The 12,378-nt window shown below is 66.3% G+C and carries 12 protein-coding genes; 7 read left to right on the forward strand and 5 right to left on the reverse strand.

Going from position 1 to position 12,378, the window contains the following annotated elements:
• Nucleotides 1-77: 77 nt before the first annotated feature.
• From A4249_RS06115 to A4249_RS06130, 4 genes are read left to right on the forward strand one after another with little or no spacing between them, the layout of a single operon-like run.
• The gene (locus A4249_RS06115; RefSeq protein ID WP_066551588.1) at nucleotides 78-2,297 is read left to right on the forward strand and encodes a S9 family peptidase; all 2,220 of its coding nucleotides are present in this window, start codon (nucleotides 78-80) and stop codon (nucleotides 2,295-2,297) included.
• Nucleotides 2,294-2,860 (forward strand): GNAT family N-acetyltransferase, encoded by a 567-nt coding sequence (locus A4249_RS06120; protein WP_066551589.1) that lies wholly within the window; start codon nucleotides 2,294-2,296, stop codon nucleotides 2,858-2,860. The genes A4249_RS06115 and A4249_RS06120 overlap by 4 nt, the downstream gene beginning before the upstream one ends.
• Before the next feature lie 39 nt (nucleotides 2,861-2,899).
• Complete coding sequence (locus A4249_RS06125) at nucleotides 2,900-3,238, forward strand: hypothetical protein (protein WP_066551590.1); 339 nt, start codon at nucleotides 2,900-2,902, stop codon at nucleotides 3,236-3,238.
• A 57-nt stretch (nucleotides 3,239-3,295) separates the two neighbouring features.
• Nucleotides 3,296-4,648 (forward strand): hypothetical protein, encoded by a 1,353-nt coding sequence (locus tag A4249_RS06130; protein ID WP_066551591.1) that lies wholly within the window; start codon nucleotides 3,296-3,298, stop codon nucleotides 4,646-4,648.
• A 1-nt stretch (nucleotide 4,649) separates the two neighbouring features.
• On the opposite strand, the gene A4249_RS16760 is transcribed toward A4249_RS06130, so the two are convergent.
• From A4249_RS16760 to tpiA, 4 genes are all read right to left on the reverse strand, one after another.
• On the reverse strand, nucleotides 4,650-4,814 hold the full coding sequence (locus tag A4249_RS16760; protein WP_165116665.1) for a hypothetical protein: 165 nt from the start codon (nucleotides 4,812-4,814) through the stop codon (nucleotides 4,650-4,652).
• A gap of 98 nt (nucleotides 4,815-4,912) precedes the next feature.
• Nucleotides 4,913-6,565 (reverse strand): CTP synthase, encoded by a 1,653-nt coding sequence (locus A4249_RS06135; protein WP_066551592.1) that lies wholly within the window; start codon nucleotides 6,563-6,565, stop codon nucleotides 4,913-4,915.
• Between the two features lie 122 nt (nucleotides 6,566-6,687).
• On the reverse strand, nucleotides 6,688-7,107 hold the full coding sequence (gene secG, locus A4249_RS06140) for a preprotein translocase subunit SecG (RefSeq protein ID WP_442854495.1): 420 nt from the start codon (nucleotides 7,105-7,107) through the stop codon (nucleotides 6,688-6,690).
• A 76-nt stretch (nucleotides 7,108-7,183) separates the two neighbouring features.
• Nucleotides 7,184-7,936, reverse strand: coding sequence for a triose-phosphate isomerase (gene tpiA, locus A4249_RS06145; protein ID WP_066551594.1), 753 nt, complete (start codon nucleotides 7,934-7,936; stop codon nucleotides 7,184-7,186).
• A gap of 140 nt (nucleotides 7,937-8,076) precedes the next feature.
• Here tpiA and A4249_RS06150 point away from each other — a divergent pair, with 140 nt between their 5' ends.
• Nucleotides 8,077-9,984, forward strand: a complete 1,908-nt coding sequence (locus A4249_RS06150) for a peptidylprolyl isomerase (protein ID WP_066551595.1) — start codon at nucleotides 8,077-8,079, stop codon at nucleotides 9,982-9,984.
• Nucleotides 9,981-11,498 (forward strand): anthranilate synthase component I, encoded by a 1,518-nt coding sequence (gene trpE / locus A4249_RS06155; protein WP_066551596.1) that lies wholly within the window; start codon nucleotides 9,981-9,983, stop codon nucleotides 11,496-11,498. Before A4249_RS06150 ends, trpE begins: the two co-directional genes overlap by 4 nt.
• Here the strand turns inward: trpE and A4249_RS06160 are convergent.
• A complete protein-coding gene (locus A4249_RS06160; protein WP_066551597.1) occupies nucleotides 11,495-11,698 on the reverse strand; it encodes a peptidoglycan-binding protein in 204 nt (67 codons plus the stop codon). The genes trpE and A4249_RS06160 overlap by 4 nt on opposite strands.
• Nucleotides 11,699-11,786: 88 nt before the next feature.
• On the opposite strand from A4249_RS06160, the gene A4249_RS06165 reads away from it, so the two are divergent.
• A complete protein-coding gene (locus tag A4249_RS06165; protein WP_066551598.1) occupies nucleotides 11,787-12,377 on the forward strand; it encodes an anthranilate synthase component II in 591 nt (196 codons plus the stop codon).
• Nucleotide 12,378 lies beyond the last annotated feature (1 nt).

Raw genomic sequence — 12,378 nt, forward strand, 5'->3', positions numbered from 1 at the left:
GGCTTGGCGTTTCTTCGTTTGACGTAGAGGGGGCCGGACCTTCAAGGTCCGCCCTTCAAACTAGCAGGGAGCGTCCGATGAATCGTCGGCAACTGATCGTCTCCACGGCGGCGACCGCCCTCGCCGTCTCGGCCTCCCCCGCGCTCGCCCGTCAGTCCACCGGATCCCCCATGCCTCAGCCGCCCGTCGCCAAGAAAATCCCTGTCGTCATCAAACAGCTGGGCCGCACCCGGACCGACGACTATCAGTGGATGAAGGACGACAATTGGCAGGCGGTCCTGCGCGATCCGACCCTGATCAAGGCCGAGGTCAAGGAACACCTGACCGCCGAGAACGCCTACCGCGAGGCCATGATGGCCTCCACCCTGCCCTTGCAGGAGACGATGTTCAGCGAGATGCGCGGCCGCATCAAGGAAGACGACAGCTCGGTTCCGGCGCCGGATGGCGGCTGGAACTACTATGTCGAATACCAGACCGGCGATCAGCACCCCCGCTACATGCGCGTCGAGCGTCAGGGCACCTGGATGGTGGATGGTCAGCCGGTGACGAAAAACTTCGTCATGGCGCCTACCCCTCAACTGCTGCTGGACGCCAACGAACTGGCCAAGGGCAAGGCCTATTCGGAAGTGTCGGCCGCAAGCCACAGCCCGGATCACACGCTGTTCGCCTTTGCCGAGGACGCCCAGGGTTCCGAGGTTCACAAGATCTACGTCAAGGACCTGGCGACCGGCGAGGTGCTGCCCGAGGTGATCGACAGCGCCACCGGCGACTTTGTCTTCTCGCCGGACAGCCAGTGGATCTTCTGGACTAACCGCGACGACAACGGCCGCCCGGACAAGATCTTCCGTCGTCCGGCGCGCGGCGGCGAGACCACCCTGGTCTATGAGGAAGCCGACGACGGCATGTTCATCGGCGTCGGTCGCACCGCCGACGACCAGTTCATCGTCATCGGCATCCAGAACCAGGAAACGTCGGAGGCGCGCTACATTCCCGCCGCGACTCCGACGGCCGAGCCCGTTGTGCTCGAGCCGCGGGTGGTCGCCATTCGCTATGACGTCGATCACTGGGGCGACCGCTGGGTGATCCGCACCAATGCGGACGAGGCCATCGATTTCAAGATCGTCCAGGCCCCGACCGCGACGCCGGCCAAGGCGAACTGGACCGATCTGGTGCCGCACACTCCGGGCCGCTTCATCGAAGGCCTGGACCTGACCAACGCCCATCTGGCGCGCCAGGAGCGTGCCGACGCCAACACCCGCATCATCATTCGCGACCGCGAAGGCGCCGAGCATGAGATCGCAGTCGACGAACCGGCCTTCGCCCTGTCGCTGGCCGGCGCCTCTGAATACGAGACGACGACCACCCGCTACACCTACAACTCGCCGTCTACGCCGACGCAGACGTTCGACTACGACATGGCGTCGCGCGAGCGGACCCTGCGCAAGACGCAGCAGATCCCGTCCGGTCACAACATCGAAGACTATGTGGTCGAGCGGCTGAACGCGCCCGCCTCGGACGGCCAGTTGGTGCCGGTCACGGTGCTGCGTCGCAAATCGACGCCTGTCGATGGTTCGGCGCCCCTGCTGCTCTATGGATACGGGTCCTACGGCATCCCCATGCCGGCCAGCTTCTCGACCAACCGGCTGTCGCTGGTCGATCGCGGCTGGATCTACGCCATCGCCCATATTCGTGGCGGGTCCGACAAGGGCTGGGGCTGGTTCCTGGACGCCCGGAAGATGACGAAGAAGAACACCTTCACCGACTTCATCGCCTCCGCCGAACACCTGATCGACAAGAAGTACGCCACGGCCGGAAACATCGTCGCTCAGGGCGGATCGGCGGGCGGTCTGCTGATGGGGGCCGTTAACAATATGCGGCCCGACCTGTGGGCCGGGATCATCGGTCAGGTGCCGTTCGTGGACGTGATCAACACCATGAGCGATACCTCCCTGCCGCTGACGCCGCCGGAATGGCCCGAGTGGGGTAACCCGATCGAGGACCCGGCCGCCTACGATTACATGATGAGTTACAGCCCCTACGATCAGGTCGAGCCGAAAGCCTATCCGGCGGTACTGGCGACGGGCGGTCTGTCCGATCCGCGCGTCACCTACTGGGAGCCGGAGAAGTGGGTCGCCAAGCTGCGACCCGCGACCACCTCGGGCAAGCCCGTGCTGCTGAAGATCAACATGGAGGCCGGTCACGGCGGCGCGGCCGGGCGGTTCGACTATCTGAAGGAAGTCGCCCACGACTACGCCTTCGCGGTCTGGGCCATCCATAAGGGCTGGGAGCCCGCATGAGCGGACTGACGGTTCGCGACGCCTGTTCCGACGACATTGCGGCGATCACGGCCATCTATGCCGAAAGTGTCGCCAACGGACGCGGCACCTTCGAGCTGGAGGCGCCCGACGAGACCGAGATGGCCGCAAGGCTCGCCGCCGTCCAGGCGCTCGGCCTGCCTCGCCTTGTGGTCGAGATCGACGGCGCGGTCGCCGGATACGCCTATGCCGGGCCGTTTCGCACGCGTCAGGCCTATCGCTACATGGTCGAGGACTCGATCTACGTCGCGCCATGGGCCAGGGGACGCGGTGTCGCCGGCGCCCTGCTCGATGCGTTGATCGTTCGGTGCGAAGCGATGGGTCTTCGTCAGATGGTCGCGGTCATCGGTGATGCAGAAAACGTCGGCTCAATCGCCCTACACCGCACGCGCGGCTTCAGCGACGCCGGCGTGTTCAAGGCGGCCGGCTGGAAGCACGACGACTGGCGCGACGTGGTGTTCATGCAGCGGGCGCTGGGCGATGGCGGCGCCACTGCGGCCGACGCGGCGGGTCTGCCGCTTGTCGACAAGAAGCCGCCGCGCTGACGCATTGCGACGCCGTGACCCGACGCCTATCCTGACGCCGTGAAGATCGTTCAATCCCTGTTGCTGTTGTTCGGCGCCCTGTCGGTGCTGGCGCTCGGCGCGGTCGGCGCCTCGGCGTCGCCGGCGACCGCCGCGCCCTGCCATCAGACGGGCCATGAGACAGGCCAGTCTTCGCCTGACCAGACCCCGAACCATACGCCCAAGGCCATGAAGACTATGATCTGCTGCGTCGCCTGCGTGGCGACGCCGACGTTGGATCCTGCTCCCATGTCCGGCCCAACTCTTTCCCCGTCGCGCGTCGCCGCGGTTCCGTCCGCCTTTCCGACCGGTCAATTGCTGACGCCCGAACCCGGACCGCCCCGCCTCCTGATCGTCTGACACACCTCGCGCCTCTCGGAAGGCGCACTCCGTCACGATCATCAGAGGAGGCCTTGAATGGCTATCCGCACTCTCGTCGGCGCCTGCGCCGGCGCTTCCCTGCTCGCCCTGGCACAGGCCGCGGCGGCGCAGGATCACTCTCACCATGCGTCGAGCAAGCCCACTGCCGATCCGCACGCGGGTCACGACATGCCCATGTCATCCGCCGAACCGATGACCGATCACGCCAGCATGGGTCACACGATGACCAGCCCGTATGGACCCTGGCCCATCAACCGCGACGCCTCAGGCACCGGTTGGCAACCCGATGCGGGCGAGCACGGCGGCATCCACACCGTCCGTGGCGACTGGATGGTGATGACCCACGCCATGCTGAACCTGGTCTATGACACCCAGTCTGGGCCGCGCGGCGGCGACAAGACCTTCGTCGCCGGCATGCTGATGACCTCGGCGCGCCGTGACTTCGACGACGGTTCGACGCTGAACCTACGCGCGATGCTCAGCCCCGACCCGCTGATGGGCAAATCCGGCTATCCGCTGCTTCTCGCGGCGGGCGAGACAGCGGACGGGGTCAATCCTCTGGTCGATCGCCAGCATCCGCATGATCTGTTCATGGAGCTGTCGGCCAGCTATTCGAAGCGCCTGTCCGACAAGGACAGCGTCTATGGCTATATCGGCCTGCCGGGCGAGCCCGCCTTCGGCCCGCCCGCCTTCATGCATCGCATGAGCGCGATGGACAGTCCCGAGGCGCCGATCACCCACCACTGGCTGGATTCGACCCATATCGTCTTCGGCGTGACCACCCTGGGCTGGGCGCACGACCGCTTCAAGATCGAGACCTCGGCCTTCAAGGGTCGCGAGCCGGACGAGGAGCGCTGGGGCATCGATTCACCTCGGCTCGACAGTTGGTCCGTTCGCGCCGCTTGGAACCCGAGCGACGAATGGTCGCTACAGGCCTCCTACGCCGATGTCTCGGCACCGGAACAACTTGAGCCCGACGAGGACGAGACGAAATGGTCGGCCAGCGCCATCCACACCCGCCGTCTGGGCGATGACGGCTGGTGGTCCTCGACCCTGGCTTGGGGCCGAAAGACCAATGACCACGGTGAATCGAAGGACGGCTGGTTGCTGGAATCGGCGGTCCATCCCAACGACCGCTGGACGATCTTCGCCCGCGCCGAGCGGATCGAGACGGATGAACTGGTTCCCGGCGTCGGCGGCGGCCATGGCCCGCTCTATACGGTGGGCAAGGCGTCCGTCGGTATTGTCCGCGACTGGCGGATCGCCGAACACGTCCGGTTCGGCCTCGGCGGTCTCTATGCCATGAATCGCGTGCCGACGGCGTTGGAGCCTCTGTATGGCGGCGATCCCGACGGGGCGATGCTCTTCGTGCGGCTGAAGATCGACTGATCTAGCTCAAGGCCTGTCCGGCTTCGGCCGGGCGGGCCGGCGGCTGGTCCAGAAGGCGCAGCGCTTCATAACCGACCAAGACCACGCCGAGCACGAGCATCAGCGCCCCGGCGATCAGAACCAGCCGAACGTGCCTATGCAGATGATAAAGCAACTCGCCGATCATCGACGGTCCCGCCGCATTCGGATCGTGCCAATTCGATCCGTTCCGGACAGTCTACTGCAAAACGCGGACCTGATGGAGTCTGTGCGAACCGCGTTCCGTCAGACCAGGCGGCTCTGCACCACGGCCGCGCCGATGAAGCTGGCGAACAGCGGATGCGGCGCGAATGGACGGCTCTTCAGCTCGGGGTGGTACTGAACGCCGATGAACCAGGGATGGTCCGGGCGTTCGACGGTTTCGGGCAGGACGCCGTCAGGCGAGAGACCGGCGAAGACCAGACCGCCCTTCTGCTCGATCGCCTCGCGATAGTTGATGTTGACCTCGTAGCGGTGGCGGTGACGTTCGCTGATCGCGGTTGAGCCGTAGATCTCGGCGATCTTGGACCCGGCTGTCAGGGTCGAGTCATAGGCGCCGAGCCGCATGGTGCCGCCCAGGTCGCCGCCCTGCTGACGCAGGACGCGTTGGTTGCCTTGGGTCCATTCGGTCATCAGGCCGACGACCGGCTCGGCGGTCGGGCCGAACTCGGTGGAAGAGGCCTTGGGATAGCCGGCCAGGTTCCGCGCCGCCTCGATCACCGCCATCTGCATGCCGAAGCAGATCCCGAAGTAAGGAATGTTGCGCTCACGGGCGAAGCGGGCCGCCTCGATCTTGCCTTCCGAGCCGCGCTCGCCGAAGCCGCCCGGCACCAGAACGGCGTGCGCGCCCTGAAGACGCTCCTCACAGGCCTCGGGATCGCCTTCGAAGGTGTCGGCCTCGACCCAGTCGATGTTGACCTTGACGTTGTTGGCCACGCCACCGTGATGAAGCGCCTCGATCAGGGACTTATAGGCGTCCTTGAGGACCGTGTATTTGCCGACCACGGCGATGGTGACCTCGCCGTCGGGCTGCAGGCGGCGACGCGCGATCTCCTGCCAGCCGGTCAGATCCGGCTCAGGCGCATCGTTGATGCCGAAATGCGCCAGGACCTCGCGGTCCAGACCCTCGCGGTGATAGTCCAGCGGCACGGCGTAAATATCGGCGGAGTCCATCGCCTGAATGACGCCGCTTTCGCGCACGTTGCAGAACTGGCCGATCTTGCGCTTTTCCTCGGCCGGGATCGGCTGCTCGCAGCGGCACAGCAGGATGTCCGGCTGGATGCCGATGGAGCGCAGTTCCTTGACCGAGTGCTGAGTCGGCTTGGTCTTCATCTCGCCGGCCGTCTTGATAAACGGCAGCAGCGTCAGGTGAACGAAGCAGCTCTGGCCGCGCGGCAGGTCCTGCCCAAGCTGGCGGATCGCCTCGAAGAAGGGCAGGCCCTCGATATCGCCGACCGTGCCGCCGATCTCGACCAGAACGAAGTCGACGTCTTCGCCCGCGTCCGTCAGGGCAGGCGTCAGGCAAAACGATTTGATCTGGTCGGTGACGTGCGGAATGACCTGCACCGTGGCGCCCAGATAGTCGCCGCGACGCTCCTTTTCCAGAATAGTCGAATAGATTCGGCCGGTCGTGATGTTGTCGGACTTGGCCGCCGACACGCCGGTGAACCGCTCGTAGTGGCCCAGGTCCAGGTCGGTCTCGGCGCCGTCGTCGGTCACGAAGACCTCGCCGTGCTGATACGGGCTCATCGTGCCCGGATCGACGTTCAGATAGGGGTCGAGCTTGCGCAGGCGGACCTTATAGCCGCGCGCCTGCAAAAGAGCGCCGAGAGCGGCGGAGGCGAGGCCTTTTCCTAGCGAGGAAACCACGCCGCCGGTGATGAACACATAGCGAGCCATGGGGGGACACCTTACTCCATGATTCGCGGCTCGGTCATGCCGCCGTCGAATCGAACTGTTGATCAAAAGAAGAAAGCGCGCCCTGCGGCGCGCTTTCTGAAACCTGGGTCTCTGTCTGAGCCTTACTGCGCGGGCTGTTGGGCCGGAGCCGGCGTCGTGGAAGCCGACGGCAAGCTGGCTTCCAGATCATCCAGCGAGGGCGTCGCCGGTTTGGTCGGCGCAGCGGGCTGCTGCTGGGCGGGCTGCTGCGTCTGGGTCTGCGGCGTCGTGGCCAACGAACCCACAGCGTCGGCGTCGATGCCGGACACCGAGGCGCGATCCATATTGCCGACGACGGTCAGAATGATCGTCAGGGCGAACAGCGCGGCCGCAAGCCACCAGGTGGTGACGGTCAGAAGATTGCCTGCCCCGCGTGCGGTCATGAAGCCCGACGGACCGCCGCCCATGCCCAGGGCGCCGCCCTCGGACTTCTGAAGCAGGACGATGCCCGTCAGCGCGATGGCGACGATGATGATGGCGACGAGCAGGATGGTCTGGAGCATGGCGTCATTCATGTGGGCGCGGATCTGCGCCGATCAAGCGGCGGCCTCTATCATCGAAGCGCGCCAGGGGCAAACGTCACGCGGCGGCGTTGACGATCGGCATGAAGTCCTCGGCCTTCAAGGACGCGCCGCCGACCAGCGCGCCGCCGACGTCCGGCGTAGCCAGAATGTCGCGCGCATTGTCCGGTTTGACCGAACCGCCATACAGAATGGGCGCGGTGCGAGCGCCCTCTCCCAGCTTTTCGACGATGGCGGCGCGCACGGCGGCATGAACTTCAGCGATCTGATCCAGAGTGGGGGTCAGGCCCGTCCCGATGGCCCAAACGGGTTCGTAGGCCACCGCGAAGTCGCGCTCGGCTAAGCTGGACGGCAGCGAGCCCGCGACCTGACCCGACACCACGGCGATGGCGTCGCCTGCTTCCCGCTGCTGCAAGGTTTCACCGACGCACACGATGGGCTCCAGCCCGGCAGCGATGGCGGCCTCGACCTTGGCGGCGACGTCCGCATCGGTCTCGCCGAAAGCCGAGCGGCGTTCGGAATGCCCCAGAATCACCACGGTCGCGCCGGCGTCGACCAGCATTTCGGCCGAGACAGAGCCGGTAAAGGCGCCGGCGGGCTTCTCGTGGCAGTCCTGACCGCCCACCGCCACGTCGCTGCCCGCCAGGGCGGACCTCATACGCTCGATCAGCGTCGCCGGCGGGCACAGCACCACACGGCATCCTTGCCCCGTCGTTCCGACGGCGTCCCTGATCGCCTCAGCCTGCGCCAAGGCGCTCGAAACGCCGTTCATCTTCCAATTGCCGACGATCATCTTCACGGATTGTTTCATGGCCGCCTGTCTAGAAGGCGAAAACCGCCAAGCCAAGAGGAGCCGCCGCAATCCGGACACGAAGCCATCCTTGCAGCGGCGGCCCCGCCCCGACTATACGCGACGATTGACGCCAATATCGGCCAGTCCCGGGTTTTCGAATGCTCACCGCCTTCCGCGCCTTCTCTCGATCCAAATGGGCGGCCGCCCTGCTTGTCCTGATCGCGATCAGCTTCGTGATCGTCGGCGCGCGGATGGACGTCTTCTCCAACCTTGGACCGAAACACGTCATCGACGCGGGCGACCGCTCGATGAACGAAGTCGAGTTCCGCACCGCCTTCGATCAGGTGCGTGAACGGTTGCAGCAGCAGGTCGGCCGTCCCCTGACGAACCAAGAGCTGGTTGCAGAAAACATCCACGTCCGCTTCCTGACCGAGCAGACGCAACAGCTGGGTTTCCTGAACTGGGCCTACAAGGCGGGCATCCGCCCGGGCAAGGAACTGATCGTCAAGCAAATCCGCCAGATCCCGGCCTTCTTCAACTCGGTCACCGGCCAGTTCGACCAGCAGGCCTATGAGGCGGCTCTGGCGCAACAGAACCTGACCCCCGCCATGCTGGAGCAGGACCTGCGCGATCAGTACGCGACGGAGCATTTCGGCGCCGCCGTCTTCGCCGGCGCCCGCGTGCCGCGCATCTATGGCGCGCTTCTGGCCGGTTCGGCCTTCGAAAGCCGCGACGGTCGTTGGTTCGAGGTGACCCCGGCGATGGCCGGTCAGATCCCCGCCCCGACCGACGCCCAGTTGAACGCCTTCATCCAGGAGAACGCCGACCGCCTGCGCGCGCCCGAGTTCCGCATGGTGTCGGTGGTTCTGTTCACGCCTGAGGCTTCGGCCAATGCGCCGATCTCGGAAGACCGCATCCGCGAGCGCTTCGAGTTCAAGAAGGACACACTGAGTAAGCCCGAAACGCGCTCGTTCGTCACCCTGACCGCACCGAACCGCGAGACGGCCCAGAAGATCGCCACCGCCCTGCGCGCGGGCCAATCGCCCGCCGACGTCGGCCGCGCCAACAACATCACGCCGGCTGCCTTCAACGAGACCCCCCGCTCGGCCATCGGCGACGCCGCGACCGCAGCCGCCGTCTTCGGCCTGCAAGCCAACCAGGTGTCCAATCCGGTCCAGGCCGGTGTCGGCTTCGCCGTCGCCAAGGTCACGGCCGTGCAACCCGCCGCGCCCGCCACACTGGACAGCGCTCGCGAGGAACTGATCCAAGAACTGCGCGCCGAGGACGTGAAGACCCAGACCTACGCCAAGGTTGAGAAGTACGAAGCCGCCCGCACGGCCGGTAAGAACCTGGCTGACGCGGCGCGTGAGGCCGGCGGTCGCGTCGTCGATCTGCCGCCCTTCACCAAGGACGGCAAGCTGCCGAACGGTCAGGCGCTGAACGCCCCGCCGCAAATCTTCGAGACGGCCTGGAGCCTGACCAAGGGCGGCGAAAGCGACGTCATCGACGCCGGTCAGGGCCAGTATTTCGCCGTGCGCGTCAACGACATCCGCCCGTCGGCCCTGCCGACCCTGGCCGAGGTGCGCGAGCCCCTGGCCGCCCAATGGGTCCAGCGGGAGACCATGCGTCGCCTGTCGGCCAAGGCCGAAGAGCTGACGACCCGCGTGCGCAACGGCGAGGACATCGCCGCGGTCGCCCGCTCGGTCAATGCGCCGCTGACCGTGCGCACCGGCGTCATCCGCAATCAGCAGACCCAGGAAGCCCTGGGTCAGGGCGTGCTTCAGGGCCTGTTCGGCCAGTCCAAGGGCCAGGCCTTCTCGCAGCCCGCGTCGCAGACCGCCTATGTGGTCGGTCGCGTCGACAACGTCCGCGCCGCCAATCCGACCGTAGCCGGTCCGCTGGCCGAGCAGGTCCGCCCGCGCCTGACCCAGGAATTGGTGCAGGCCATGGTCGAATCGTCGGTCTCGGCGGGCGCCCAGCGCTCCAAGGCCAAGAACGACCCGGCCCAAGCACTGTCGGCCCTGGGTCTGTCGGGTGGAGCAACGCCCGCCGCACCGGCGCAATGACCGACGACGCCACGCGCGACATCACGTTCGACGCCTTCGCCGCCGGCCTTTCGGCGGGTCGGCCGCAGGTCCTGGTTCGGCGGGTCATCGACGACCTGGAAACCCCGGTCTCGGCCTACCTCAAGCTGGGGCGCGACCGGCCGTACGCCTGTCTGCTGGAATCGGTCGAGGGCGGCGCGGTTAAGGGTCGCTACTCCATCCTCACGCTGGATCCTGATGTGGTCTGGCGTTGTCGCTCCAACGCGGCGGAACTGTCGCGCGGGTTCGCCATAGCGGAGGGTCGCTTTACGGCTGAACCGCTGCCGGCGCTGCAATCCCTGCGCGCGCTTATCGCGGCGTCGAAGTTCGATCTGCCGGAGGGATTGCCGCCGATGGCCGCCGGCCTGTTCGGCGTCTTCGGCTATGACATGGTGCGACTGCTGGAGCCGCTGGGCGCGCCAAACCCTGACCCGCTCGACCTGCCCGACGCTGTGCTGACACGGCCGTCGCTGGTGGCCATCTTCGATTCGGTCCGCCACGAGATCGTTCTGGTATCGGCCGCCTATCCCGACGCCGGCATCTCCCCGCAAGAGGCGTTCGACGCCGCGACGGCGCGGCTGGACGCGTTCGAGACGGCCTTGCGCGAACCCCTGCCCGTTCGCGCCGCTCCGCAGCAAACGCCGCCTCCCGTCTTCACCTCGCCTGTGGACGAGCCGGCCTTCGCCGAGATGGTCGCCAGGGCCAAGGACTACATCGGCGCCGGCGACATCTTCCAGGTCGTGCTCAGCCATCGGTTCTCAGCCCCGTGGACGGACGATCCCTTCGCCTTCTATCGCTCGCTGCGTCGCCAGAATCCGTCGCCCTATCTGTTCTATCTGAACTTCGAAGGCTTCCAGCTCGCCGGCTCCAGCCCCGAGATCCTGGTTCGGCTCAAGGACGGAGAAGTGACGATCCGGCCACTGGCCGGAACCCGCATGCGCGGCGCGACGCCAGAAGCGGACAAGGCGCTGGAAGTCGAACTGCTCGCTGATCCAAAAGAGCTTGCCGAGCATCTGATGCTGCTGGACCTGGGCCGCAACGATGTGGGGCGCGTCGCGGCGCCCGGCACGGTTGAAGTCACCGAGAGCTTCGTCGTCGAGCGCTACAGCCAGGTCATGCACATCGTTTCCAACGTGCGCGGCAAGGCTGACCCCAGGCTGGATGCGGTGGACACGCTGCTGGCCGCCCTGCCCGCCGGGACCCTGTCGGGCGCGCCCAAGGTGCGCGCGATGGAGATCATCGACGAACTGGAAAGCGAAAAGCGCGGCGTCGGTTACGGCGGCGGCGTCGGCTATATTTCAGCCGGCGGCGAGGCGGACATCTGCATCACCCTGCGCACCGCCCTTTTCGCCGACGATCGGATCTTCGTTCAGGCCGGGGCCGGCGTCGTCGCCGACAGCGATCCTGCGGCCGAATATGCCGAGACCCAGCACAAGGCGCGCGCGCCGATGCGGGCGGCGGAAGACGCCTGGCGCTTTCGGACCGGCAATCGCTAGCGCGAAATCGTCATTACCGGGTCGTTGAACTGCACGCCCGGCCCGATAATGACGACGCCCGCCATCAAAACCGCCGCAGTCGCTGCGAGCGCGGCTGCCCCAAGCGCGGCGACGGGGTTGGGCGCGGGTTCGACCACGACCAGCTTCGCCTTGGCGGCGGCGATCTTGGCGGCGATGTCTTTTTCAGCGGCGAGTTTCACACGCCCAGTCCTAGTCCCGTCGAGTTAAAATGCGCTTTAAAGCCGCGCCGGCTTGGCGCGGACGCGCGTCACGCCTAGAAGCCAAGCCATGATCCTCGTCGTCGATAACTACGACAGCTTCACCTACAATCTCGTCCACTACCTCGCGGAGTTGGGCGCGCCGACGCATGTCGTGCGCAACGACGACCTGACGGTGGACGAGGCGTGGGCGCTGAACCCCGCCGCCGTTCTGCTGTCGCCCGGCCCGTGCGCGCCCGATCAGGCCGGCATCTGTTTGCCGTTGATCACGACAGCGCCAGCGTCGATGCCGATCCTAGGCGTATGTCTGGGTCATCAGGCCATCGGCCAAGCGTTCGGCGGCGACGTCATCCGCGCCAAGATCCTGATGCACGGCAAAACCTCGCCGATCCTGCATAAGGGCCAGAGCGTCTTCGCCGGCCTGCCCTCGCCCTTCACCGCCACACGCTATCATTCGCTGGCGGTCAAGCGCGAAACCCTGCCCGACGACCTGGAGGTCACCGCCTGGACCGCCGACGGGGAGATCATGGGTCTGCAGCACCGTACGCGCCCGATCCACGGCGTTCAGTTCCACCCGGAATCCATCGCCACCGAGCACGGTCACGACATGCTGGCCAACTTCCTTGATATCGCCGGCGTAAAGCGCCTCGCGGCCGCCTGAC

Origin of the sequence: Brevundimonas sp. GW460-12-10-14-LB2 (assembly GCF_001636925.1) — a bacterium.
Classification (GTDB): Bacteria; Pseudomonadota; Alphaproteobacteria; order Caulobacterales; family Caulobacteraceae; genus Brevundimonas; species Brevundimonas vesicularis.